This window comes from Brevundimonas nasdae, from assembly GCF_019395145.1.
Lineage (GTDB): Bacteria > Pseudomonadota > Alphaproteobacteria > Caulobacterales > Caulobacteraceae > Brevundimonas > Brevundimonas nasdae.
Genome location: NZ_CP080034.1, coordinates 1,757,476 through 1,780,848, shown reverse-complemented (window position 1 = coordinate 1,780,848; position 23,373 = coordinate 1,757,476). Strand labels below are relative to the sequence as shown.

General features: G+C 66.6%; 22 protein-coding genes and 2 pseudogenes. 5 read left to right on the top strand and 19 right to left on the bottom strand.

The window, feature by feature from the left end:
* Positions 1 to 64 precede the first annotated feature (64 nt).
* From queC to KWG56_RS08620, 15 genes and pseudogenes are all read right to left on the bottom strand, one after another.
* Positions 65 to 733, bottom strand: a pseudogene (queC, locus tag KWG56_RS08690) (7-cyano-7-deazaguanine synthase QueC); the annotation flags it as partial.
* Positions 631 to 2,022, bottom strand: coding sequence for a type IV secretory system conjugative DNA transfer family protein (locus KWG56_RS08685; protein ID WP_219354455.1), 1,392 nt, complete (start codon positions 2,020 to 2,022; stop codon positions 631 to 633). The pseudogene queC and the gene KWG56_RS08685, both read right to left, overlap by 103 nt.
* Entirely contained in the window at positions 1,988 to 2,995 is a 1,008-nt protein-coding gene (virB11, locus tag KWG56_RS08680; RefSeq protein ID WP_219354454.1) for a P-type DNA transfer ATPase VirB11, read from the bottom strand. Before virB11 ends, KWG56_RS08685 begins: the two co-directional genes overlap by 35 nt.
* Positions 2,995 to 4,152 (bottom strand): type IV secretion system protein VirB10, encoded by a 1,158-nt coding sequence (virB10, locus tag KWG56_RS08675; protein ID WP_219354453.1) that lies wholly within the window; start codon positions 4,150 to 4,152, stop codon positions 2,995 to 2,997. Before virB10 ends, virB11 begins: the two co-directional genes overlap by 1 nt.
* On the bottom strand, positions 4,149 to 4,976 hold the full coding sequence (locus KWG56_RS08670; protein WP_219354452.1) for a TrbG/VirB9 family P-type conjugative transfer protein: 828 nt from the start codon (positions 4,974 to 4,976) through the stop codon (positions 4,149 to 4,151). Before KWG56_RS08670 ends, virB10 begins: the two co-directional genes overlap by 4 nt.
* Positions 4,973 to 5,656 carry a VirB8 family type IV secretion system protein gene (locus tag KWG56_RS08665; protein WP_219354451.1) on the bottom strand — a complete coding sequence of 228 codons (684 nt, stop codon included), beginning with the start codon at positions 5,654 to 5,656 and terminating at the stop codon, positions 4,973 to 4,975. The genes KWG56_RS08670 and KWG56_RS08665 overlap by 4 nt, the downstream gene beginning before the upstream one ends.
* Positions 5,657 to 5,879: 223 nt before the next feature.
* A complete protein-coding gene (locus KWG56_RS08660) occupies positions 5,880 to 6,803 on the bottom strand; it encodes a TrbL/VirB6 family protein (protein WP_244999707.1) in 924 nt (307 codons plus the stop codon).
* Positions 6,804 to 7,021: 218 nt separating this feature from the next.
* Positions 7,022 to 7,726: a TrbJ/VirB5 family protein gene (locus tag KWG56_RS08655; RefSeq protein ID WP_219354450.1), complete on the bottom strand. Its 705-nt coding sequence runs from the start codon at positions 7,724 to 7,726 to the stop codon at positions 7,022 to 7,024.
* A complete protein-coding gene (locus KWG56_RS08650) occupies positions 7,723 to 10,098 on the bottom strand; it encodes a VirB4 family type IV secretion/conjugal transfer ATPase (protein WP_219354449.1) in 2,376 nt (791 codons plus the stop codon). Before KWG56_RS08650 ends, KWG56_RS08655 begins: the two co-directional genes overlap by 4 nt.
* Positions 10,091 to 10,426, bottom strand: coding sequence for a VirB3 family type IV secretion system protein (locus tag KWG56_RS08645; protein WP_114816371.1), 336 nt, complete (start codon positions 10,424 to 10,426; stop codon positions 10,091 to 10,093). The genes KWG56_RS08650 and KWG56_RS08645 overlap by 8 nt, the downstream gene beginning before the upstream one ends.
* Positions 10,419 to 10,598, bottom strand: a complete 180-nt coding sequence (locus tag KWG56_RS08640; RefSeq protein WP_114816370.1) for a hypothetical protein — start codon at positions 10,596 to 10,598, stop codon at positions 10,419 to 10,421. Before KWG56_RS08640 ends, KWG56_RS08645 begins: the two co-directional genes overlap by 8 nt.
* A complete protein-coding gene (locus tag KWG56_RS08635) occupies positions 10,598 to 10,897 on the bottom strand; it encodes a TrbC/VirB2 family type IV secretion system protein (RefSeq protein WP_114816369.1) in 300 nt (99 codons plus the stop codon). The genes KWG56_RS08640 and KWG56_RS08635 overlap by 1 nt, the downstream gene beginning before the upstream one ends.
* Positions 10,894 to 11,532 carry a lytic transglycosylase domain-containing protein gene (locus tag KWG56_RS08630; RefSeq protein WP_219354448.1) on the bottom strand — a complete coding sequence of 213 codons (639 nt, stop codon included), beginning with the start codon at positions 11,530 to 11,532 and terminating at the stop codon, positions 10,894 to 10,896. Before KWG56_RS08630 ends, KWG56_RS08635 begins: the two co-directional genes overlap by 4 nt.
* A 76-nt stretch (positions 11,533 to 11,608) precedes the next feature.
* On the bottom strand, positions 11,609 to 11,878 hold the full coding sequence (locus KWG56_RS19060; protein WP_219354447.1) for a helix-turn-helix domain-containing protein: 270 nt from the start codon (positions 11,876 to 11,878) through the stop codon (positions 11,609 to 11,611).
* 84 nt (positions 11,879 to 11,962) lie between these two features.
* Entirely contained in the window at positions 11,963 to 12,445 is a 483-nt protein-coding gene (locus tag KWG56_RS08620; RefSeq protein ID WP_114816366.1) for a helix-turn-helix domain-containing protein, read from the bottom strand.
* Between the two features lie 265 nt (positions 12,446 to 12,710).
* On the opposite strand from KWG56_RS08620, the gene KWG56_RS08615 reads away from it, so the two are divergent.
* The 5 genes and pseudogenes from KWG56_RS08615 to KWG56_RS18770 form a co-directional block, all read left to right on the top strand.
* A complete protein-coding gene (locus KWG56_RS08615) occupies positions 12,711 to 13,307 on the top strand; it encodes a GntR family transcriptional regulator (protein ID WP_219354445.1) in 597 nt (198 codons plus the stop codon).
* Positions 13,308 to 13,395: 88 nt separating this feature from the next.
* On the top strand, positions 13,396 to 13,638 hold the full coding sequence (locus KWG56_RS08610) for a hypothetical protein (RefSeq protein WP_219354444.1): 243 nt from the start codon (positions 13,396 to 13,398) through the stop codon (positions 13,636 to 13,638).
* Positions 13,639 to 13,694: 56 nt separating this feature from the next.
* Positions 13,695 to 13,832, top strand: a complete 138-nt coding sequence (locus KWG56_RS08605; RefSeq protein ID WP_219354443.1) for a hypothetical protein — start codon at positions 13,695 to 13,697, stop codon at positions 13,830 to 13,832.
* 78 nt (positions 13,833 to 13,910) lie between these two features.
* On the top strand, positions 13,911 to 14,543 hold the full coding sequence (locus KWG56_RS08600) for a lasso peptide biosynthesis B2 protein (protein WP_219354442.1): 633 nt from the start codon (positions 13,911 to 13,913) through the stop codon (positions 14,541 to 14,543).
* Positions 14,540 to 16,168 (top strand): annotated as a pseudogene (locus tag KWG56_RS18770) (asparagine synthase-related protein); the annotation flags it as partial. The gene KWG56_RS08600 and the pseudogene KWG56_RS18770, both read left to right, overlap by 4 nt.
* On the opposite strand, the gene KWG56_RS08595 reads toward KWG56_RS18770, so the two are convergent.
* The 4 genes from KWG56_RS08595 to KWG56_RS08580 form a co-directional block, all read right to left on the bottom strand.
* The gene (locus KWG56_RS08595; protein WP_219354441.1) at positions 16,169 to 18,658 is read right to left on the bottom strand and encodes a S9 family peptidase; all 2,490 of its coding nucleotides are present in this window, start codon (positions 18,656 to 18,658) and stop codon (positions 16,169 to 16,171) included.
* On the bottom strand, positions 18,658 to 21,558 hold the full coding sequence (locus KWG56_RS08590; protein WP_219354440.1) for a TonB-dependent receptor: 2,901 nt from the start codon (positions 21,556 to 21,558) through the stop codon (positions 18,658 to 18,660). The genes KWG56_RS08595 and KWG56_RS08590 overlap by 1 nt, the downstream gene beginning before the upstream one ends.
* 125 nt (positions 21,559 to 21,683) lie before the next feature.
* Positions 21,684 to 22,679 (bottom strand): FecR family protein, encoded by a 996-nt coding sequence (locus KWG56_RS08585; RefSeq protein ID WP_219354439.1) that lies wholly within the window; start codon positions 22,677 to 22,679, stop codon positions 21,684 to 21,686.
* Between the two features lie 10 nt (positions 22,680 to 22,689).
* The gene (locus tag KWG56_RS08580) at positions 22,690 to 23,172 is read right to left on the bottom strand and encodes an RNA polymerase sigma factor (RefSeq protein ID WP_244093384.1); all 483 of its coding nucleotides are present in this window, start codon (positions 23,170 to 23,172) and stop codon (positions 22,690 to 22,692) included.
* Between the last annotated feature and the right edge of the window lie 201 nt (positions 23,173 to 23,373).

Below are 23,373 nucleotides of genomic sequence, written 5' to 3'. Positions count from 1 at the left end.
GGGGGCATCAAAGCGCAGCAACCCAGCGTTGGCAATTCATGCCAAGTAAAGACCGTTGGATGAATCAGGCGGAGGTCTTCCGCCATCGGTCAAAGCCGCTTCGGCGCAGATCGCAGGCGGGGCACTCCCCGCAGCCACGCCCCCAGGGATTCAGGGTTTCGGTCGCGCCCTTGTAGCAGGTCAGGGTTTCGGACCGAATCAACTCGACGAGGTCTCGGCCGCCCAAGCGGTCGGCCAGAGCCCAGGTCTGAGCCTTATCAATCCACATCAATGGCGTCTCGAGGACCAGCCGCGTCTCCATACCCAGGTTGAGCGCGACCTGAAGCGCCTTGATCGTGTCGTCCCGGCAGTCGGGGTAGCCGGAGTAATCGGTCTCACAGACGCCCGTCACGATATGCTTGAGGCCCCGACGATAGGCGACAGTCGCGGCGAAGGTGAGAAAGAGGAGGTTGCGCCCAGGTATAAAGGTGTTGGGTAGCCCCGACGCCATTGTCTGGATTTCCATGTCCTGCGTCAGCGCGGTCTCGCTGATCTGGCCCAATATGCCGAGGTCGAGGACGCGATCTTCACCCAGCTTTCCGGCCCACGCGGGAAAGGCTTGAAGCCCCTGCATGACTGTCTGGCGCACGCTCAGTTCGGCGCGGTGGCGCTGACCGTAGTCAAACCCGATGGTCTCGACATGGTCGTATCGATCAAGCGCCCAGGCCAGACAGGTTCGGGACCGTAGAGCGCCCGGAGCTGAGACGGGCTCTGAATGACAGGGAGCAACCGGAACCCGTAGCCTGCGAGATAGGAGAAGGCGTGGGCCAGAACTGGCGCCCGACCAAGCCGGGCGAACTCGTCCAGAAGGACGAGGACCGGTTGATCACCTGTGGCGAAGAGGCGGCGGGAGTTGAGATCGACCAACAGTTGAAAGAGCAGGCTGTATAGCGGTGCGATCCGTAGCATGTTGTCTGGCGAGGCGCCGAGGTAGAGCGACAGGCGGCCCCGGCGAAGGTCGCGCAGATCGAAATCGCTTGCAGCCGTCGCCGCATCGACCGTCGGATTAAGCCACAGGCCCATTCGGCTGGTGATTGTCTGGCGGATTGAGGCGAAGGTGTTCTCACTCGAGCCGCAGAAGTCTGAGAGGGCGGAGATACAGCCCGCAGACAGGGGCGCGTCGGTCTGGCCCCGCGCCTTGATAATGTCCGGCAAGCGGGTGCGGGCATCGTTACGGGTCAGCTGGCGGAAGATCTCGCCGAGTGAGAACGGCAGATCAGGCGTTTCAGCAACATAGGCGCCGATCCCGATGAAGCCTGTTCGGGCCGCTTCGGACCAGAAGGGATCGGCATGGTCGTGGCCGGGAAAAAGCATCACGCTCATCCGCTGGAGTTCATCCAGGACGGAGATGGTATTCGTGCGGTCGATGTGGCCGAGAGGGTTGAAGCGCGTGGTGCGCCCGTCGAGCGCCAGCGGATCGAACAGCAGGACACGTTGGCCCGCTGCAGCCCTGAACCCCGCTGTCGCCTCATAGTTTTCGCGCTTGATATCCAAGACGACGACCGAACCGGGCCAGGTCAGCAGATTGGGGATGACGACGCCCACGCCCTTGCCCGTTCTGGTCGGTGCGTAGAGCATGACGTGGTCGGCACCGCCCGAGATGAGCAGGCCGGTTGCGGTGCGGCCGAGGAGAATACCCTCGCGGGCCCTTAGACTCGCCGCCGCCTGATCAGCGCTCGAGGCCCAGCGCGCTCCGCCGTGCAGGGGGCGCTTCCGGCTCAGCGCCACCGCGACACCTGTGATCCCGACAAGCAAGGCGCTGATCAGGGACCCGATACCAAGCCAGCGTTGGAGATCAGGGTCGTGGCGGTAGTACCAGAGCCAGGCCGGCACGCGGGTGAGGTCGATATCGGGCGACAGCCGGTTCAATCCAGCCAAGGCGATCAGGACGGCGCCGATCGATCCCAGCGCCGCGAGACAGGCCAGGCCTGCCAGCGCGAGGGCGAGCCTAGCCGCCGGGCTGGCGTTTTCGAACCGGGTCATGCCAGACCTCCGTCACCCCGAACCGGCCATCGGTCTTGCGCATCTGGACGACGATATCGACGAGCAGGAGCAGCAGGGCCCGAATGTCTTCCCGCGGCAGATCGCGGCCCCCCTCGGATTCTCGGACCAGCAGCGTCAGTTGCTCGAAGGCCAGGGACGCGCTGTCGGCGTGGACGGTCGTGATCGAGCCGGGGTGGCCGGAGTTGACGTTGCGAAGATAGAAGAAGGCCGTGCCGTCGCGCAGTTCCTGCAACAGGATGCGGTCGGGCCGCATCCTGAGGGCGCTTTCGAGCAGGGATTTGGCGGTGACCTGCGCGAGGCCCTGGCCTTCCTTGGAATAGGTCAGGTGGACGACGTTGCGGTGGGGCACGACCAGTTCGCGCGTGTCTTCGATCGTCAGCAGCCTCTCATGGTCGGGAATGGCCTCGACCAGACCTTTGGCGAAGGTGGTCTTGCCGGAGCCGGTGGCGCCCGAGACCAGGATGTTGCGCCGTGAGACCACGGCCAGTTTGAAGAAGGCTGACCAGTCTCCCGATCTTTTCAGGGCGAGGAGTTCGGCGTCGATCGGATCGGCAGACGCGTCATCCGCCGCGACGACCGCATCGAACAATCCCCCGGTCGCAAATGCGTCGAGACCGAACTGCCGGCGCGAGGGCTTACGGATGGTGAGGGACACCGTGCCGGCCGGGGCTGCAGGCGGAAGAACGATCTGGCATCGTTCGTCGCCGGGCAGGGTCGTCGAGCAGATCGGCCGGGCGTCGCTGACATCCTGTTTGGTGAAGGCGGCGGCGGCGACGGCAAGCGTCCTGAGCCAGGCCTCGGTGAGCAGCGGCTCTTCATGCCAGCGCCACCGGCCGCCCTGTTCGATCCCGACCTCGCCGGGGCGGTTGATCACCAGTTCGGTCACGTCGTCTGGTGCGAGCAGGGGTCGCAGCGGCGCGAGGTAGTGCTCCAGGACAGCGGTGTCGTCCATCACCTTGCGCTCAGCCGATAGACACCGGCGAAGTTCAGGTCCTGGGCCACGAAAATAGAGACCTCGGCGCCTTGGGGTTTGCGCAGGGTCGCGGGGATGTCGACCGAGTTCTGCAACGCGACGCCGGCCGCGTCCGACGGAAGGCGCGCGGTCTCGCGCACGGCGTCGTCCCGCCCGACGGCGGCGTAGAGACCGTCGTCCACCAGCGACAGCAGGAGGGCGCCGCCGAACCGGTCCCAGAAATGGGTGTCCACGCGGCCGTCGAAACCTGCGCGCCCGAGGGCGTCGGCGGCCGGAGACGCCAGGCCCACGGTGACGCCCGCAGGCGTGACGGCGCGGGTCCACAGGACGAAGAGCCGATTGCGGCCCTGCTGCAGACCGCCCTGGTATTCGCCGAGCACCCGGGTGCCGCGTTCCATCAACACTACGGTTCCGCTCTCGGAGTAGACGTCGCGTGGCAGGATGCAGCTGGCGAACCCCGGGGTCGCGCTGTCCATCGCCGTCTGGAGGATGCAGGGGATGGAGGCTCCCGCCGTCAGCAAGAGGTTGCGATCCCCCAACTGGCGGGCGCGCGCCTCACGGATAGGCGAGGTCTCGCGCAAGCCGTCGAGCGGCGTGACGCGCGCCTGGATCGGCGCAGGGGGCCCAGACGCAACGGCCGCAGCGGTCAGGATGCCGGTCGGTGCGACGCCGGAGCCTTGGCGGCTGTAGGCGAGGACCGGGGAACGCCTCGCCTCGTCGATCAGGGTCTGGCGCCGTTCGGCTGCCGAGGGGCCGTTCGATGCAGGGGAGGGCGAGGTCTCGAGCGCTGGCACCTGTTCGCCAGACGACGTCAGGACCGGTGCGTCGGGATCGAGAGGCTGATCCGTCAGCAGGGGCGGCTCGGTGTCGCGGCGTGCCGGTTCGAACGGAACGACCTGCCGGGCCGGTTCGGTCGCCGCTGCCTTCTGGTTACCCCCCTCGCCACGATCCCAAGTGGCGAAGAGGAAGACCGCGCAGCCGAGCCCCAGTGCGGCCAAGGTGACGACCTTGGACCCGCGGCCGCCGAAACGGCCGGCGATGGGGGATATGCCCCGGTCGGTCGTCGGCGGCAGACCCTGGCCTTCAGGACGGGGTTCCGCCGCGGCGTCGTCTTTCGGTTCAGGCGAGGCGGTCATGGTCGGACTCCTTGCGTCACGCTTCGATCCACCATCGGCGAGGCCGTCCCGGTCCCGGTGGCGACGCCGCGCGGGTCGTAGGCTTCGTTGAAGATGCACAGCACCGAAGCACCGCGGCGCAGCCGCAGGCCCGGGACGACCGCGTGGACGACCACGAACTCGCCGCGTACATCGAAGGGGACCAGGCTTTCCTCGCCCTCGGCGGACACAGCGAAGATCGAAGGAAGGGGCTGGTTAGCCGGGAACCTCAGCACGGTGAAGCGGCCGTTGTCGGTGACCTCGCTGGGCTGCAAGTCCGACGCGCCCTGGACGCTGTAGGCGAGGTTACGGGGGCCGGAGAGGGCCGCCTGATCGAGCGTCAGATCGATCACGCGGTCTTTGATCGCCTCGGCGGCGGCGTCCAGCGACGCCACGGTCGCGGCCTGGAGGTCGGCCGGGTAGCGGAACCGGATCTGGTAGGCGATGGAGGATCGATCGCGGGCGTCTCGCGCCGCCAGTTCGAACGCATAGTGACGCGCCGCGCCTCCACGTTCGGTCACCACAAGCAGATTGGTCGCCTGCAGGCGTTCGCGGGGTTTGAGGAAGAGGACGGAACCCTCGGCCGCGACCTCCCAGCTGACGCTGTCGCCGATCGCGACATGGCGGATGGCTTCGTCCGGACCGAACACGACCTGGGTGGCGGTGCGGAAGGCCCCGGAGATGCGGTAGACGGCGCCCGGGGCGTAGTCGACCTCGACCATCCGGGCGTCGCGCTCTTCGGCCCTGGCCGGTCCCGACGTCATCAGCGCAAGGCCGACGGCCAGGACGATCAACTGACTTCTCATCGGACCACCTCCGGATCGGCGCGGTACGAGGTCACCTGGAACCCGAGCGGATTGCGCAGGCGATCCGGCTCCGACATCGGCGCGCGCGTATAGGTGAAGGCGATGGTGGCGATCCAATCGCTTTCGACAATCTGCTGGGCCTGACGCACCGAGCGGTGGAAGCGCACATTGGCGACGCCTTCGTTGATGAAGCCAATGGCGCGGATCGCGATCACGGCCTCCGCCTCGGGTCCGTAGAGATTCTGGGGACTGGCCGGGTTGGAGCCGCGATAGAGGTCGGCCCAGCGGCGTTGCTCCGTCGCGCCCGACAGGATCGAGACCAGGGCAAAGCTTTCCTCGGCGGCGGGGTCGAGATAGCCCTCTCGGGCGCGGACGTACTGGCCGAGGAAGTACTTGCTGACGGCCTCGTCATAGGTGGCCGGGCCTTCGGCCGAGGACAGACCCCGCACCACATCGACCGCGCCGGTGGTCTGGTCGACCCGCACGACGAAGGGTTCGGTGGTCTTGAGCGGGGTCAGCACCGCCACCGCCGCGACGGCGACGACGGTGAGGCCGGCGGCCACAGCCGCCACGGTCCAGGCCAGCCGGCGCGAGCGTATGGCGGCGCTGAGCCGATCCTGATCCCATCGCCGCGCCTCTGCGAAATAGGCCTTCAGATCGGAGGAGGGGACGCCGGTCATGCGCAGCCTCCCGCGCCAGGATGGATGGACGAAGACGCGTCTGCCGCGGGCGTGAGCACGTTTGGCGCCGCCGGGGAGAGGAACGAGCCGTAAGGATTGGCGGGTCGACGATGGCGGCCGTCGCAGACCGGCGGATCGGCGGTCCGGAAGGTGGCGCAGGCGGACAGGGCCTGGACCGCCAAGGCGATCGACACGACGCGGGACGATGTTCGCAAAGAGGGCATTAGCGGGCTCCTGTGGGACGGATGGATCCGCCGCCGCGCGGCGGTTGACGGCTGGCCTCGAGAGGACCCCGCGCGACGGCGCTGGGGCTGGATCCCAGGGAAGCGGCGTTGGCGAAGTCGGCGAGCCCGGCGCTGGCGCCGCCGGCGATGCCGGCCGCGATCGCGGGCGTCTGCAGGAAGAAGATCGCGCCGAGCAAACAGAGGGCGATGAAGATCAGGCCGCCGACCATCGGGTCGCCGCCCTCGATCGCGCCCCACTGATCCCGGACCAGCGACAGGACGAGCTGGAAGATGGTGATGATCAGGGCGAACAGTACCAGGTAGTTCACCGCCTGGGACAGCCAGCCGAAGAAGAAGCGCCGCGTTGCGTCGAACAGGGCGCAGGCGATGAAGATGGGCCCGAGGGTGACCAGAAGGGCGAGCGCCAGTTTGGCGACGAGAACGACGCCGAAGCCGAGGGCGCAGGCCAGGGCGCCGACGATGAAGACGACCGCGGCGACGATGTAGGGGGACAGGTCGAAGGCCGAACCCTCGCTGCCGATCTTCTCTCCGAGATAGCCGGCGTAGGCGAGGAACTGGTCAAAGGCGGCGCCGACGTTCGGCGTCTCCGCGCCGCTGATGGCACGCGTCAGAAGGTTCGGCAGGTCGCGGAACAGCGGCTCGGTGACGAAGTCCGAATAGGCCGGGGTCGTGGCCAGCACATAGATGAACAGCAGTTTGATCGCGCGGATCGCGAAATCCATGACCGGTTCGCTGATGGCGCCCCGGAAGATCGCGAAGCCATAGAGGACGATGTAGAGAACCAGGGCGATGCGCAGCGGGCCTTCGACCTCGGCGATCACCGCGCCCAGCCGGTCCCCGAGGAAGGCGCTCAGCCTCTCGTCGAGGAAGGTGTAGGCCGGCTCGAAGACCTGAAGCGACATCGCGACCTCCTAAAAGCCTTGCCGGTAGGCGGCCATGCGGTCAGCGCGGCGAGCCTGGGCGAGCCGGGCATGCGCGGCGTCACAGCCTTGCCGGCGGGCGCCGCGTTCGCAGTCCTCGACAGTCGCCTCGAGGGCAGCGCGATCCAGGCGCGGCTCAGCTCTGTGAGCCTCTGGCTCGTTGCAACCCGCGAGCAGGCCCAGCAGGACCAGGGCGCCCTTCATTGAAAGGCCTGACGGTAGGCGTCCATACGGGCCGACCGTTCCGCGGCGATCCGCTCCCGTGCCCGCTGGTCCTCAAGACGGGCTTCGGCGGCCTGGGTCAGGGCCAGGCCCTGCAGCCGGACCTGTTCGTTCTGGATCAGGGCCTGTTCCGCCGCGAGCCGGGCGTTCAGGTCCATAACGGCCCGCGCGTTCGGCGCGGTGTCGAGCGCGCGACGCAGCGTCTCCAGGCCTTCGAGACGATCGGTCGCCGCCCGGTCGACAGTCTCGCCGATCGCCAGGTCACGGGCCGTCCGCGCGCCGGACCGCTCCAGGGCCTCGGCGGCGGCGGACGGCGCGTCAGGCGTATAGACGCGGGTCTCGCGGCGGATCGCGTCGGCCCGCTCCGCCAGTTCGCCGAGCGCCGACAGATTCCCGTCGGCCGCCGACCGGAGCGTCGCCATGTCCGGCAGCGGATTGCGGATCTCCGGCAGACCCAGCCGCTCGGCGATCGCATTGACGTCGGACAGGTCGTTGAGGCTGGCGAAGAGTTCCTCGCCCTGCTGGACCTGGGCCTTCAGGCTGTCGAGCTGTTCGATGGCAGTGCGCGCATCCTTGACCATCTGGGCAAAGGACGTGGGGTCGTAAACAACCTGCTGGGCGTGGGCCGGAACAGCGGTCATCGCGGCCAGCGCGACGGCGATCGAAAGGATGGAGCGTCTCATGTCAGTCTCCTCTGGGAATGGAAGGGGCCCCGCCAGTCGGCGTAGTCGTCCCCGGTCTCGGCTCTCAGCCGGTCAAGAAGGGCGACGGTTTCGGATCGTCCGGACAGGACGGCCAGCGCTTCGTCGAGGCCTTTGAGATCAAGCTCCACGACCACGCTGTCGTGACCCTGTTTGACCAGGAAGCGGTGAGACTCCGGCGTCAGCTCGTCCCGGATCAGCCGGAACTCCTCCTCGCTCAGGCCGAAGCCTTCGACGTAGTCGCGGGCCTGGCCGTGAGCGTTCGGCAGGAAGATCTTGGTCGCGCACTGTTCGAGGATGGTGTGGGCGATCGGCGAGCGCAGCGCGTCGGCCGGGGACTGGGTGCCGAACACCATCAGGGCGTTCTGCTTGCGCCAGGTCTTGAGGCCGTCCTGGGCCAGGTCGGTGAAGGCGGCGTCGCCCAGCACCTTCCAGAACTCGTCGATGTCGAGGACGAGCCGGCGCCCATCCACCCGCTGGGCGATCCGGTGAAAGAGGTAGAGCATCATCGGCGTGCGGACCTCGGGGTGGTCCAGCACATCGGTCATGTCGAAACCGGCGAAGCGGGCGTCGAGCGACAAGGCGTCGTCGTCGCCGTCCAGAGCCCAGCCAAGCGGCCCGCCCCGGACCCAGCGTTCCAGCCGCGCCCCCACGCCGCCCACGTCCGATTGACCGAGCAGGCTGCGCAGCGCTGAAAGGGAGCGTCGCTCGCGCGGGAGGGCCTCAAGCGCGGCGACCGCTTCGTCGATGGCGCGCGCTTCCGGGACCGACAGGGTCTCGTTCGGTCGGGCGACCAGGGTCCGCACGAGCCGGCTGAGGAAGGCGCGATTGGCGGGTGACGGCTCCAACGCCTTGAAGGGCGCGAACCCCGTGGGCACGCCGTTGCGCAGAGCCAGATAGGTGCCGCCGCAGGCCCGAACGAAGATCTCGGCGCCCCGGTCCTTGTCGATGAACAGCTGCTGGGCGTCGAACCGCTCCAGCTGCGCCAGCATGAAGTTCTGGACGACCGTCTTGCCCGACCCGGAGGGGCCGCAGATGAAGGTGTGGCCGAGATCGCCGACGTGGAAGTTGAAGTAGAAAGGGGATCCGGCTGTGGTGCGCAGCGTCGCCACCGCCGATCCCCAGTGATTGCCCTGTGGCTTTCCGACGGGATAGGCGTGGAAAGGCGCGAGAGCGGCGAAGTTGCGGGAGGTGATCGCGGCCGGACGCGTGCGCCGCGCGAAGCCGCCAGGGAACTGGGACCAGAAAGCGGCCTCGAGGCCGAGGTCCTCGCGGGCGACGACCAGGCCGGAGTCAGCCAGATGCGCTCGCGCCTTCGAAAGGTGGTCGGCCAGGGCGGCGGGCGTGTCGCCGTAGACCAGGACGGACGCCTGGTGTTCGCCGAGCACGAACCGGTTGCTGACCAGATCGTCCAGCGCGTCCGAAAGGCCGTCGATCTGGGAAGCGGCGCGGTCACGCGCGGAGACCATCTGGTTCTGCTTGCGCTCCATCACCGATCGCCCGGCCGCCTTGGACAGGAAGGCGAAGGACTGGGTCATGACGAACCCGAAGGGGGCGCTCAGCAGCGGGTTCCACAGTCCGGGCCGGGTTGAGGCCGGATATTCCTTGATGGCGAGAACGCCGGCGTAACGGCCTGCGTCGACGTCCCGAAGCTCCAGGCTTTCGCGTCCGAAGATGACCCTCACCGTATGAACCGCGGATCCGAGATGGCCGTAGACGATGGGGACGCGTCCCGGCCGGCCGGTGAGGACGAGCCGAACCAGCTCCATCGGTTCGGAGCACCAGATGTCTCCGTGTTGGTACAGGCCAAGGCGGCGCGGCGCATAGCGGCCGAGATACTGCTCAAGATCGCGCGCGGCGTCCTCGAGCCGCTTGATCTGTTCGGGGGCGACCTCCGTGTCCTGACGGCGGGCTGTCTGCAGGCGACGCATGAGCGCCGCAGCGCGATCGCCGGGATCACGGCCGGGATGGAGCACCACGCTGACAAAGAGTTCGTTGACGAACAGCCGCCGGCCTCCGAGCCGCGCTTCGTAGGCCTGGCTCAGATCGCGTGCGAAGTCGGAGCGGAACCCGCCCATGACCTCGGGCTGGACCTCGCGCCGGACGATGTGGTGCCAGACCGCCAACCGATCGTCAGCCAGGTTGCGCCAGGTCTGGTTGAGCTTGACGTGCCAGTCGTTCAGATCGCGCGGGTCGGCGGTCTCGAATGCCGCGCCCTGAAGTTGGAAGGCAACCATCAGCGCCCCGCTATCGAGCGTGACGATGTGGTCCGAGGCGTGGCGCGCATAGGGCAGGCCGGCCAGGGCGTCGCCCTCCCTGCGCAGGCGCGACGGCGAGAGACGGAGCTCAGCCACGGAGCAGCTCCCTTGCGCTGTAACGCCGGACCAGGGGGAGGGGTGTCGCCGAGCTGCCGCCCCACAGGGCGCCGTTGCGGGACCGGCCCTTGGTGTCGACGAAGACCAGCAGAAGCCTGAAGGCGTTGTGGTCCACCTTGCAGATCGCGCGAAAGACCAGATGCAGGGCCGGCGCGATCAGCAGATAGAGCAGGCTGCCGCCGACGAGAAAGGCCAGGCCCGAGATCATGACGTTGACGCCCATGGCCTCCATGGGCACGCCCAGGATCATCGCCGGCCGGGTGCAGGCTAGGAACAGGGGCTCTTCGATCAGTCGTTCCTCAGCCATGGTCCGCCCCGCTCAGGGCCAGGGCGGCTTTCGCCACGGCGAGACCGACCAGACCACCGCCCAGAGCCTGGGCGTAGCGTGCCGGCGAGATCAGCCGGACGCCGAGCATCAGCGTCAGCGCAAGCCCGCCGGCGATCCCCGCGACGATCAGACAGGCGTCGGCCCGGGCCATCAGGCGCCGCCCGTGATCAGGCCGACGATCTCGGCGGCGCCGAAGACCACGACGATGCCGAGAATGACGATGGCGGCGCGCCGCAGATCGAACAGGCCGAACATCCACAGGATGCCGACGATGACGACCGCCAGGATGGCCAACAGCCTGGCCGTGTTGCCGGTCAGCATGTCGACGACATTCTGCAGCAGGCCCTCGACATTGGCCTGGGCGAAGGCGGGCTGCACCGACATCAGGGTGGTCGCCAGGGCGATCGCTCCGACCGCGCATTGGCGGCGTCGAATGGGGGACAGGGTCACGGGTTGACGCTCCAGGTCTGGGTCTGTGAGGCGGGGGCGAAGAGGACGACGGCGCTGGCGGTGGCGTGCGCGAACACGTCCCAGGCGGCGGGTGGCGCGACGGGGTCTGGCGCCACCTGATCGGGGAGCGAGCCTGATGCGGCTTCGGTGAGCGGCGGCGCGGAGACGGCCAGGCCCAGGCGCGCCGCGGACGCTTCGACGCGCGCGACATAGCCGTTGCGAAAGCCGCGATCGGGATGACCGGTGTTGTATCGGGACAGGGCCACGCGCAGGGCCTGTTGGCGGTCAAAGGCCGTCGATGCATGATCGAAGCCGGCGCGCAGCACGGTCCCTGCCGCGGTCAGGTTGCGGCAGGGGTCGAAGGCGTCCTCTACACTCAGACGCAGCCATCCGAGATTGCCGGAGTTGATCTGAGCGAGACCGAGATCGATGTTGGCGCCCGAGGCGATCAGGCGGCGCGCGACCCGTGCCGCTTCCTCGCGGGTCCTGGGCTGACGCACGGCGGCGCCGCGATTGACGCCGATCGCCAGGGGATTGAAGCGGCTCTCCGTATGGGCGATCGCGGCCAGGGTCTGCGGCGAGACCCCGGGTGCGCACTGGGCGGAAAGGGCGAGGACGAGGGCGAGATCGAGCAAGGCAGGGCTCCGTTAAGAGCCGTCAGCAGACCCCATCGGCAGCGCCCAATCGATCCGTCAGGGCGCCACCGCAGACCTACGGGGCGAAGGTGCGCGGCTCGCTTTCGCGGCGGTCGTCTCCGACAAGCCGGGCTACGGCCTGGACGCGGGTTCTGACACCCAGCGTCCTGCAGGCGAGCAGGATATGGTCGTCGACCGTGCGGGAGGAGAGGCTGAGGCGACGTCCGATCTCGCGGGACGGTAGGCCTTGGGCGGCGAGGCGCAGACAGTCTGACTGCCGTTCAGACAGGCGGGCGGCGAGCGCGAGACGACCTCCACCGGACGATCTGGAAAGCGACTGGGTCATGGGACTCAAGCCAGACCCGGTTTCGAACTTGCGGCAATACCGCAAGGTTCACGCAGCGAACTTACGGTGTGAGACGAACCCCGGTCACTCGTCCTCGTCCTTCGAGGGCGTGACCAGCCGTCCGATCCGCTCATCGAGCCAGGCCTTGGCCGCGTCATCACGTCTCACGGCCTGCATCCCAAGGTCCTTCAGGGTGCGCGTGAAGGCGTTGATGATCGAGCGCGTGTCGAGTTCCATGATCGCATCGCCCACGTCCTCGTCGAACTCCTGTGTGACAACCCGCAGCGCGAGCATCGCCTTGTTGTCCGCGCAGCGAACGGCGAACTCGGGGGAGCCGAGCGCCATACAGTCGATGATGGCGTAGGGATCACTGTCCGTGGCCTCGGCGAACCGGTGGATCCGCTCGAGATTGATCTTTCCCTTCCCGGCCTCGAAGTGTTCGTAGGACCGCTTGGCCATGCCCATGGCGTCGGCGACCTCGGCCGGTTTCATCCGTCGATGCAGGCGGATCAACCGCAGGGCCGCAGCCAGGATTTCGTTTTGAGAGCGCGGACGATCGCTTTCCATATGCTCGGCTGCCTCGGGTTGTGGAGGTCAACGCGATTCTCGACGCCTTACTCCCGGTGGTTGAAAAATGCGGCAGTTGAGCATCAAATGAAAGACGGGAAGCTCACGGTGTCCCAAGTCTTGCGCAAGGTGCGCAAAGAACAGGCGGTTATCGTATGAAAACTGTTGGCCGGTTCTTGGCTGCTTATAATCTGTCGATGGAGTGGGTGGCGTCGGTGGTGAACGGACGAACCAATGGCCATGCGCCGCGGCTGGGGGGCCTGTGATGCGCGAGCGGGACCAGTTCGCCGTGGCCCGAACCGCCTTGGCAGGGTATGCCGCAGCCGGGCGGTTCGGTTGGGGGCATCCGCTCGTGGCCACCAGCCTGGCCACCGAACTCGGCCTCAGCCCGACGCCCGTCCGCGAGGCCCTCGCCCACCTCGCCGGTGAAGGGATAATCGAGCATCGACCGGGCCGAGGTTATTTCGCGCCTAGCCCAACGGCGGCTGATATTGCTGGGTTATACGAGCTTCACCGTCAGTTCCTTCTGTGGTCCGCGACGACCGATGTTCCGCAAGAGGTGGCGCCCATGGAGTCGCCGGTAGACGAGGTACTGCGGATCGAAGGCGTGTTTGATTGGCTTGCCGATAGAGGCGGTAACAGTGCGGTGCTCGACGCCTACCGCCGGATTCGTCTCCAACTCAGGCCGATCCGCCGGATCGAAGTTCTGCTGCAAGACACCGGTTTGGACAGCGTCCTGCGTCTTGAAAGTCTTCGGCGAGAGGGGCGGTGGGACGCTGTGGCGGAAAATCTCGACGAGTATTACGAACAAAGGATCGCCCTTTCGGCGTCTCTTGAGAAAGTGATGCGACAATCAGCTTGAAGTATATTCCAAATATAGTTTGAAAATACGATGTTTGAGGACCCTCTTGTTGTGACCGGACATTCCGTCTGGATGAAGGAGGTAAGTCATGCTGAAAACGTCAATGTCGAGCCTGTTCGCTCTGGGCTCCGCGCGGCGCGAAACCCGTGCATACGACGAGGGAACCCACATGGAGCTTATCGGCGGCGGGTTCTACACCCCGGCCGGTGTGGGACTGGAGGTCACTCAGTTGGGCTCAGCCCGGGAAGAAACCCGGGCAGTCGAGGACGGCAAGCGGGCCGAGCTCGTTCCTGAGCTTCGCTACACCACGGCGGAAGTCCGCCTCAGCTGAGCAGCCGGCGGAGCCGCCGGCGCCGCCAGTGGCTCCGTTTGCTCATGGAGAGACCCATGAAAACCGCCCTCTACCTCATCGTTTGCGGCTCTGTTCGCCGGATGACTCGCGCCTGTGATTTCGGGGACCGTATCGAACTGATCCCGCCCTATTTCTACACCACGCCGACCGGCTTTCGGGCACGGGTCCAGTGAGTGCGCACGGGCGTGCCTCGACGTTCAGTCGTGAGCGCGCCCAGCCTGCGCAGACAAAATGATCAGGGGAAATATCGCATGGAATCGTTCCTCAAGGACGGAGTGCATGCCGTCGTCGTGGGTGATGACCTCGCCCTAATCGACCTGGATGCGGACGCCTACCTTTGCCTTCCCGGCGGTGCGCTGAGCGTCCATGCCGAAAGCGGCGGCGCCCTGCGACTGAGCGGACCGGGCGAGGCGGCGGTCGCCGAGGCGCGGCTGACTGCGGATCGCGCTGGAGCCCCATCAAGGATTCCGCCGCCGTTGCCCGGCAAGACAGTCATCCACGACGCCCCGCCGAAGGTGTCGCTCGGTCAGATTCTGCAGGGCTGCGGCGCGGTTCTGGATGTTCGCCGCGCCCTGCGCGGAACGGGGCTTCGTCCGATCCTGGCGGTCGCTCCGGACCGTGACGATGCGGTGAGCGCGGAGGCGGTCGCGGACGCAGCCCGGGCCTTCTGGCGGATTGCGCCGTGGCTGCCCCAGGAGGGGGAATGCCTTGTGCGTTCGGCCATGCTGATGAGCTACCTACGTCGCGCCGGCCTTTCGGCGGACTGGGTCTTCGGTGTCCGCCTGTGGCCCTTCTCGGCGCACTGCTGGGTTCAGCTAGACGACTTCTGCCTCAACGACGATGTCGAGCGCCTCGCCGCCTACACCCCGATCTATTGTCGATGAGCGCCTCCACGCCCGATCTGCGAGGCTATGTCGTCATCGACCATGGCGGGGCGTCGACGGGGTGTGCGGCACTGGCTGGCCCGGTACGACAGCTCCTGACGGCCGGTTGGCGCAAGGCCCTCGAGGTCGACGGGTTGAGCGTCTATCTCGGGCCGCAGGCGCCGCTCAAGGTCACCCAGGTCCATCGTCGACATGTCTTGATCGGAGACTGGCGAGGAGACGGGGCGTTTCTTTCGACCTTGGTGGCGCTTCACCGCTCCGACGAAGGCCTGGCGCGCGCCGTGGTTTCGCACGGCTGGGGCCGTTACGTCTTCGTCTGGCGGGACGATGACGGCGATCTGCGACTGCTGCGCGATCCTAGCGGCGCGTTGGACTGTATTTGCTGGCGCTTCGGGTCAGCGCGCATCGCGACCAGCCAACCGCCTGAGGCGCTGAATTCGGTCTTACCTGAGGACCTGGCGATCGATTGGGCTGTGCTCGGCGAGATCGTCGGCGCGGTGAACCTGGCGTCGGATACGCTCGCCCTGACCGGACTCGAAGCCATATCCCCGGGCGGCCTGGCGCGGATCGGTCGGGCGGTTACCCAGACTGCGGTGTGGACGCCGGCTCGCTTCGCTTTAACCGCTGACGCTTGGGACGACCGACCGGAGGCCCTTGTCGAGGTGGTCGATAATTCTATTCAGGCGCTCGTGGCCGGTCACAACCGTATCGTCACCGAAATCTCCGGCGGCCTCGACTCGGCGATCGTCGCCGCCAGCCTCGTTGAATGCGGTGGCGGCCCGAGGTCCAGGTTCGTGAACTATTTCGATGACCAGCCCGAGGGTGATGAAAGGGTGTTCGCCCGCGCGGCCGCCCTTCGGTTGGGCGTGCCTCTGGAGGAAATCCACAAGCCGATCGCTTCCCTTACCCGGCGACAGTTTGATCCGCTGGGGCAGGGCGTCCGGCCGGCGCTCCACGGCATCGACATGGTTTATGACGCCGACATGGCCGGTCGGGCGCGGAAAGTCCGCGCCACGGGCTTGCTCACCGGCCAAGGGGGCGATGCCGTCTTCTTCCAGTCGCCTGACCCCTTGGTGGTGGCGGACCGGATTCGACGGCAGGGGTTGAGGGGAGTGGACCCGGCCTATATCGCGGCGGTGGCGCGCTGGACCCGTCACTCGGTCTGGACCATCGCCCGACACAGCCTGCTGCCCCCACCGCGGCCGCCCTCAAAGACGCGACGACACCGGTGGCTTGCCGAGTCGGAGGCCCTGCCGCCCGCCAAGGCCCGCCAGGTTCTGCAACTCGCCAACTGCCAGACCTACTGGGGCGACTGTCTGCGCGCCCGCTCGGCGACCTTGCTTCACCCCCTTCTGACCCAGCCGGTGATGGAACACTGCCTGGCCATCCCTACCGATCGCCTGACGTTGGGAGCGAGGGATCGCGGCCTCGCGCGGATCGCGTTCAAAGACAGGCTCCCGCCCTTGATCGCCGAACGGCGGGACAAGGGCGATCTCAGCCGCTTCTACGCCTTGGTCGTGCGTCTGAGCGTCAATGTCCTCAAGAATCTCCTCGTAGGCGGCCGGCTTGAGGAGAAGGGCCTGATCGACACCGGGGCGTATGATCAGGCCCTCGCGGACTCCCGCCTAATCTGGGATCCCGCCACCAATCGCTTCCTGATCGTGGCTGCGCTTGAGATCTGGGCGCGCAGCTGGGAAGCTCGGATCGAGCGGGTGAGGCGGGCCAAGATAGCGGTCGAGCCAGCCGAGAATACGTAGGTGAAGGTCGCGGACATTGGCCGGGCTGACGAACTCGTGGCTCTCTCCGAAATAGGTGACGAGCTCCGCCTCGCGGTTCAGCCGATAGAGAGCGCCAAAGATCGAGTCGAAGCGAGAGCCGTCGAAGTCGCTCTGGATGAGCAGGGTCGGGGTGTGGATACGGTCAACGGCGTACAGCGGACTCCGATCGATGTAGCGCTGCGGGTCCGTCCCCAGAGGGACACCGAGACCGCCCTGACCCCCCTCGAGCCAGCCGCTCTGGATGGAAATGCCCGCTTCTCCACTCAGGCTCGAATAGACCCGGGGTTCATAGGCTTCGCTGAGATCGCCGTAGCCGTTCGAAGCGATGATCGCCTTGAAAGCCTCGGTCTGCGTCGCCGCGCGAAGGGCGCCGTAGCCGCCGAAACTGTGCCCGATCAGGGCGGCGCGTTCAGCGTCACATCGGCCTGCCGCGCATGCCGCCTCAACGATCGCTGCGAGCTCCGGACCGAGCGCGCCCAGATCTGAGGATGGTGAGGCTCGCTCGGGCAAACTGGGCATGAGCACCGCGTAGCCTGCAGCGGACAGGATGGCCGGATTGACGTGCAGGTTCAGGGCGCCCGGTAGCAGCCGCGCAGGCGCGGCCGGGAAGACCCGGCCAGGGTAGGCGATCACCGCCACCGGGGGAGGTCTGGAGGTCGGGGCGGTGGGCAGAAGCAACCAACTGCGCAAGGGTTGACCCGTCGGTCCGATATGATCGACCGGGACAACAGTCCCCCAGTCGCGGTGGTCAAGATCGGCGTTCACAGTCGCCAGTTCGATCTCGTCCGCTTGGGTTCGCAGTCGGACTTGGGTCGCGCCGCCCGGGGATCGCCGGCGGGTCACCATGAAGGCGGTATCAGGGCTCGCGGCCGCTACGGTCTCGTCAGCGGGGAGCCGGCCGAAGCAGTGTGCCGAGCCGCTGGCGTGCCGCAGACACCCGTCAGGACCCATCAAGACGCCGCGGCCGAGGCGTTCCGCCGTGGGGTTCTGCGTCGCCCGTGCACCCAGATCGGACGATGTCCCGGCATCGACGAGACTGCCTTGGAGTCCGGCAGGTGTGCGACCGTCCCCGAAAGGGGTCAGACCGCTATTGCGGCTGATGAAGGTGGCGCCGCCGAAGCTCAAAAGGGCTTCTCCATCCTCGACTTGGGCCACGGTCCGGCGGCGTCCGCTACGGTCGGTTATCATCCACGCCTTCGATCCGTCCGCCAAGCGAACCTCGAAGACAGGGCGGTCGCCGTCCCAACTGGCCCGGGCGATCGGAATGGTCTGGCTGTCGCCATTGATCGCGGGCGAGGCGTCGCCCAGATCGACCGGCGTGGCAGGCCCGGCTCGACCCAAGAGCCAGAAACGCCCCGCCTCGAAGCGCCCGCCGACGGGGCGGGAAAAGGCGATCAATCGATCGGAACGCGGCGACCACGAAAGCAGGTGTGACGTGAAATCTTGATCGGGCAGGGGTTCGACCGTCGCCCCGGTTTCGAGATCGGCGAGAAGGATGCGGCGCACGCGTTTGGGCGTGCCGGTGAACAAGATCGTATCGAGGCCATATTGGATGTCGGGCCCGTCGAGCAGCGCGGCGGCCGAGCGGCCGTCGGGCGAGAGCGAGACGTCGATGATCGCGCCCTCGAGGAGGAGGGTCTCGCGGCCGGTCGCGAGATTGACCTGGAGAAGCTGGAGCGGCGTCCCCTTATCGCGGCTATCGCGCGCCGAACCACTCGGCGTGGAGATCGCCGACGGCGAATGTCCGCTTTCGGCGCGTCGCCAAAGGTCGCTCTGTTTTACGACCGATTGAGCATAGACGCCGAGCATATAGGGCAGCGCGCCGTTCCTGCGGGCGGCGACCAAAAGCTCCGTCTCGGAGCGCCAAACGACAGTCTCGCCAAAGCGCGCCAGTTCTGGGGAGAGATCGAGCCATCGCACGGATCCCGTCGCGAGCGTCATGACGCCCATGCTCCATCCCCCCTCCGATAGGCGATAGACGACCATCGAAGCACCGCTCGGCGAGAAGGGGCCCGAGGCGAACCCTGCGGAGTGACCTGGCTCCTCAATGGTGTGGCGACGGCCGCCGTCGGTTGCTGAGAACACCTCCAGCCGGCTCAGCAAGGTCTCGGTATACTGGTCGTATTTATAGGTGCTCGCGGTGTTCCACGGAGCCTGCCGCTCCACGACGACCCATCGGCTGTCCGGAGAAATGCGGATGTTGCCGACGCCCTCTTGGCTCAGCAGGTCGTCGATCGTGAAAGGATCAAGCGCTGGCGCAGACGCCGTCTGGCACAGAATTGGGCTCGCGGGGACCAGAATGGTCGCCGCGGCCATGAGGCCGATAAAGAGCTTCATCACCAGCTCCGGGTCAGCTGGATAGAGACAAGCCGGCCAACCACGCCGGTATTGGCGGCGTCGAAGGCGACGCCTTCAGGCGAGTCATAGAAGGGTGGATCGGTATCCAAGACGTTCTGGACATTCAGCGTCAGGGACGCGCCGTCGAAGATCCCATGCGTAGGTGCATAGCGGAACTGGACGTCCGCCGTCGTCCATGAGCCGATGGGGCGCCCGGTGGCGTCAGGGTAGCCATCCACGTAGTTGATGGCTGCGGAAGCCCCCCAGTCCGAATGGGTCCAGTTGGCGGATGCGCGCCCCCGGAAGTCCACCGGCAAGTTGGGACTATTGATGCCGGACTGAACGGGCGCGGTCGGGGTCGCCTGCGTATCGAACCGGTCCAGATAGGTCAGGTTGGCGTCGAGATCGAACGCGTGGTCGCCGATGTCGAAGGCGTAGCCGAGATTGGCGTCGATCCCTTTGAGCAGCACGCTGGACGTGTTCACAAACCGGGCATCGACGATGGCGCCATAGGCCTCGGCGGGGAACAGATCGGCAAGCGCTGTCGTCGGCAGATCCAGCAACGCCTGCATGTCGGCGCGGTCCTGCGCGTTGTTGATCGGATCGATGATGCGAACGAAGGCCGACAGGGCGGGATTGGCAAGGGCGGTGGTCAGGGCCGTGAAGGCGGGCTGACCGATCTGATTGTCGAAATCGATCCTGAACAAATTTAGGCCCACGCGAAGGCCGGGAAGGGCCGCTGGCCGATAGTCTCCGCCAAGCGTCCAGCTCTTGGCCTGCTCGGGCTCAAGGTCGGGATTGCCGCCGTAGAGAATTTCGGCCAGCACCTGTTGCGATCCGCGCGGGAGGAACGTTGGGCTCTGGTCCGCCGTCTCGTTCAACTCGCGCAGCGCCGGCGCGCGAAAGGACTCGCCGTAGTTGGCGCGCAGCACCAGTTCCGAATAGGGCTGCCACAGAACCCCGACCTTGGGGCTGGTCGTTTGACCGGCGTCGGAATAGTTCTCGAACCGTCCGGCAATCGATAGCTCAAGCCTCTCGAATCCAGCGCGGCGGTAGGCGGCACTGAAGAGGGGGATGCGGACTTCCGCGAAGGCGGATGCCACCTCCCGGTCGAAGGCGACGGGGACGCCGACCGACGGCGCTACGCCTGATGTGAAGCTTGTGTCCTGACGTTCGAAGGTCTCGCGGCGGAAGGCGACGCCCGCTGCCAGTTTGGCGTCCCCGGCAGGAAGGGTGAATAGGGACCCGTCCGCCAAGGCGTTGACGGACGAAACCGTCGTCTCCCCGACCCCGCGCGCCCAGCCGGAGCCGATGAAGGCCAAGGCTGCCGGCGAGCTGTTCGAGCCGTCGGCGAAGGGATTGAAGTAGCCATCGCGCGGTGCGCTGTAGTTGGTCGCCGGATTGTCAGCGATCGCGCCGAGCGCCTCGCGAAGGAAGGTGGAGTTCAGCTGATTGCTGCTCGAGTTTTCACCGTATTCGCGCGCGTAGGCGGCGTAAGTGTCCAGCCGCCAACTTCCTGCCAGATCGATCTTGGCCCCGATCGAACCGCCGAGGCTTTCGGCGCGGCCTTCGATCCTCGGATTGCCGAGATCGCGGCCGAAATTATAGGCGATGATGTGTGATGTCGCGCCTGTCGGAGACACAAAATAGGGGTTAGCTGCGGTCACGGTGAAGGTCGTTGGAAACCCTTGAGACACCGCCTCAAACTCGCGCAGGCCATAGCGAACATCGGCGTTGACCGAGACGCGGTCGCCTAGGTCCTGATTGAGGACCAGATAGGCGCTGTGTCGGTTTTGCTCCGGCAGGACGTTCAGGCCCTCGCGGTGATTGTAGAGATTGCCCTGACCGACGATGAAGTCACTCGGGCTCAGGCCTTCGCCATTCTGCCCACTGGGGATGGCGTAGGTGGGGACATAGCCGCCGGCTGCGGCGTCGAAGACGACGATGTTGCCGGGGTTGCTGAAGATGCGACGCCGGTCGGATCCTCCGAACCGCCGCAAGTCCGCGTCGTTCGCCCGGTCCCGCTCGGATGCCGCCAGGCGGCTGCGGTCATTGTATTCATAGGTGCCCAGGACCGAGCCTGACGACCACCGGCTCCCTACGGTGTGGGCAATCTGGAGCTCATCGCTCGCCCCATCCGAGGTGACGCCGTACCGGACCCGCGTCTCGGCACCGTCATAGTCCTCACGCAGGATGATGTTGACCACGCCGCCCACGGCATCCGCTCCGTACAGCGCTGACGCACCATCGAGCAGCACGTCGATGCGGGCCACGGCGCTGGTCGGTATTGTGGAGACATCGGCGAAGTCGCCCTTGTTTCCTGTGCCCGCCATTCGTCGGCCGTTGACCAGAACGAGAGTCGCATCGCTGCCCAAGCCGCGCAGATTGACGCCCGAGGCGTAAAAGCTGTTCGTACCCGTCCGGTCGCCGCCGTTGCTCATTGCGGCATCGTTACCGGTGCCGCCAAAATTCTGGGGCAGGGCGGCAAGCGCTTGGGCAACTGTTCCATGCCCCTGTCGGTCGATATCGCCCCGGGTCACGGTGATGACTGGCGACGGGCCGTCAGCGACGCCGCGGATCAAACTGCCAGTGACGATCACCTCGTCGATCTCAATCGCCTCATCTGCTGCCTCCGCCCGGACGGAAGGATCAAAGACGACCAGAGTGTTCGGGCTCGTGCGCCGCGCCCTCAGGCCCGTGCCCTGCAGTAGCGCGGTCAGCGCCTGATCGGTCCGCAGCGCGCCGCTGACGCCCGGAGACTGACGGCCGGCTACGAGGTCGGTGGAATAGAGGATTTGCTCGCCGCTCTGCGTGGCGAACAGCGGAAGAGCGGTTTGTAGCGGGCCCGCCGGGACCCGGAACTGGACGGCAGGGGATTGTGCCTGGGCGACGACAGGCATTGCCGCCGCGACAGCGAGTGCTCCGAATGCAGACGAACAAAGACCGATACGCATAATAATCCCCCGAAATGGATATCCGCACAGACGCGGTTCGGGGAAGAGACGAAGGGGCGTGGCAAAACCCCTCAGCGCACGCTCGCATTTTTCGCGGGGGCGTCACGAATGACGATCTGACCGGAAGCCGTGCGGTTGGCGACAACCGGATAGAGCTCGGTCAGCGCGGACACGAAGCCCTCCACATCGCCCGTGTTGAAAGCGCCGCTGACAGCGATATCGGCGATGGCGGGCGCATCCAGGACGACCTTGGACGCGGTGTAGCGATTGACCTCGGCCACAGCGGCTTCGACGGTGTCGCCGGCGAAGATGAGGCGGCCGACTGTCCAACTGGTCTCCGACGCCGCATCCACCGACCGGACGGCTGGACGAGGCGAGGCGGTGACAATCTGCTGGCCCGGGGCGAGGGACCACCGCGGCGTGGCTTGCCCCCGGTCTACGACATCGACCTTGCCTTCGACGAGCGTCACCTGCGCGCCGCCGCCCGCGCGGCGGACGTCAAACCGGGTTCCTACGGCGGTGACGTCGGTCGCGCCGGCGCGAACAACGAAGGGGCGGGCGGGATCGCCCTCCACATCGAAGAAGGCCTGGCCGCTCGCCAGCTCCACAGCACGGCGACGGCCGGTGAGCCTGACGGTGATGCGAGACTCGGTGTCCAGGGTAACCTTTGACCCATCGGCCAGGACGACGATCCGCCGTTCGCCCAGCCCGGTTTCATAGGACAGAGGGCGGGCAGACCACATTGTCACGCCGACAACCACGGCGGCGACGGCCGCCACGGCGCCGATCGGTATAAGGCCTTTGGCGAGGCGGCCCTGCAGTTTGCGCGAGGCGTCGGCGCGTGCGCGGGCCCCTGCAGTCAAGGCGGCGATATCGGCGTCGCCCTTGAGGCTCCCGGCCGCCTCCCACATCGTTTCTATCCGGGCATAGGCTTCAGCGTTCGCAGGGGTGCGGCGCCATTGACTGAAAGCAGTGATGTCCGAAGCCGCCACCCGCTTCTGGTTGAGGGTGGCGAACCACGACGCGGCCTCGCGTCGTCTTACGTCCAGGTCATTATCGGCAGTCATCGTTCGTGCCTTAGACGTCCAGTTGGGCCATGCAGTGCTCAACAGCCTTGGCCATCCGCCGTTCAACCGTAGCCAGGCTGATCCCGTGGGCCAGAGCAATCTCCGGATATGTCATACCGTCAAACCGGCTCAAGACGAAGACGTCCCGATACAGCGGCGGCATGGTCAGGAGAACCTGCTTGAGGTGCAGCCGGTCGACAGGCGCGTCGGCCGCTGTGACCCACATAGGAATCGCCCCTTGCATCGCCCGGTCCCGGAGGGCCATCCGGCGTCGCTCGTCGCGAACCAGGTTTAGCGCGACGCGAAGAAGCAGAGCCTTGGGGTGGCGGATATCTTCGAGGAGATAGGGAGCCAGGCGAAGATAGGTTTCCTGCACCACATCGGCGGCTTCATCGGCGCCCACACGTCCGCGCAGCCGCCTTCCCAACCACCCCGAATAGCGTCGGTAGAGCCCATTCAGGCTCGCCGCAGCGCCCGGATCCATCTCCTTCACATCGCTCAAGGCGACCTCCCGCCGGTTTTCAGGAGGCAGGAATCCGAGAGCGCGCCCGCCACGACCGGGCGCACACAGGGGTGCGCCGCGGTCACCAGCGGACGGACGCCGCGCGTCGAGGCGCGGTCGTAAAGATTGAGCTTCGCACAGGGGATTCCCGGCCCCTTCGACGCAAGCGCCGACGGCCGACAATGAATCAAA

Coding starts and splice junctions, on each gene's coding strand:
- virB11 (WP_219354454.1), bottom strand. CDS start 2,995: ATGGACGACACCGCTGTCCTGGAGCACTACCTCGCGCCGCTGCGACCC.
- KWG56_RS08590 (WP_219354440.1), bottom strand. CDS start 21,558: ATGCCTGTCGTCGCCCAGGCACAATCCCCTGCCGTCCAGTTCCGGGTC.
- KWG56_RS08645 (WP_114816371.1), bottom strand. CDS start 10,426: ATGGCTGAGGAACGACTGATCGAAGAGCCCCTGTTCCTAGCCTGCACC.
- KWG56_RS08585 (WP_219354439.1), bottom strand. CDS start 22,679: ATGACTGCCGATAATGACCTGGACGTAAGACGACGCGAGGCCGCGTCG.
- KWG56_RS08615 (WP_219354445.1), top strand. CDS start 12,711: ATGCGCGAGCGGGACCAGTTCGCCGTGGCCCGAACCGCCTTGGCAGGG.
- KWG56_RS19060 (WP_219354447.1), bottom strand. CDS start 11,878: ATGACCCAGTCGCTTTCCAGATCGTCCGGTGGAGGTCGTCTCGCGCTC.
- KWG56_RS08640 (WP_114816370.1), bottom strand. CDS start 10,598: ATGGCCCGGGCCGACGCCTGTCTGATCGTCGCGGGGATCGCCGGCGGG.
- KWG56_RS08655 (WP_219354450.1), bottom strand. CDS start 7,726: ATGAGACGCTCCATCCTTTCGATCGCCGTCGCGCTGGCCGCGATGACC.
- KWG56_RS08660 (WP_244999707.1), bottom strand. CDS start 6,803: ATGTCGCTTCAGGTCTTCGAGCCGGCCTACACCTTCCTCGACGAGAGG.
- KWG56_RS08685 (WP_219354455.1), bottom strand. CDS start 2,022: ATGACCCGGTTCGAAAACGCCAGCCCGGCGGCTAGGCTCGCCCTCGCG.
- KWG56_RS08610 (WP_219354444.1), top strand. CDS start 13,396: ATGCTGAAAACGTCAATGTCGAGCCTGTTCGCTCTGGGCTCCGCGCGG.
- KWG56_RS08670 (WP_219354452.1), bottom strand. CDS start 4,976: ATGAGAAGTCAGTTGATCGTCCTGGCCGTCGGCCTTGCGCTGATGACG.
- KWG56_RS08605 (WP_219354443.1), top strand. CDS start 13,695: ATGAAAACCGCCCTCTACCTCATCGTTTGCGGCTCTGTTCGCCGGATG.
- KWG56_RS08620 (WP_114816366.1), bottom strand. CDS start 12,445: ATGGAAAGCGATCGTCCGCGCTCTCAAAACGAAATCCTGGCTGCGGCC.
- KWG56_RS08595 (WP_219354441.1), bottom strand. CDS start 18,658: ATGAAGCTCTTTATCGGCCTCATGGCCGCGGCGACCATTCTGGTCCCC.
- KWG56_RS08665 (WP_219354451.1), bottom strand. CDS start 5,656: ATGACCGGCGTCCCCTCCTCCGATCTGAAGGCCTATTTCGCAGAGGCG.
- virB10 (WP_219354453.1), bottom strand. CDS start 4,152: ATGACCGCCTCGCCTGAACCGAAAGACGACGCCGCGGCGGAACCCCGT.
- KWG56_RS08600 (WP_219354442.1), top strand. CDS start 13,911: ATGGAATCGTTCCTCAAGGACGGAGTGCATGCCGTCGTCGTGGGTGAT.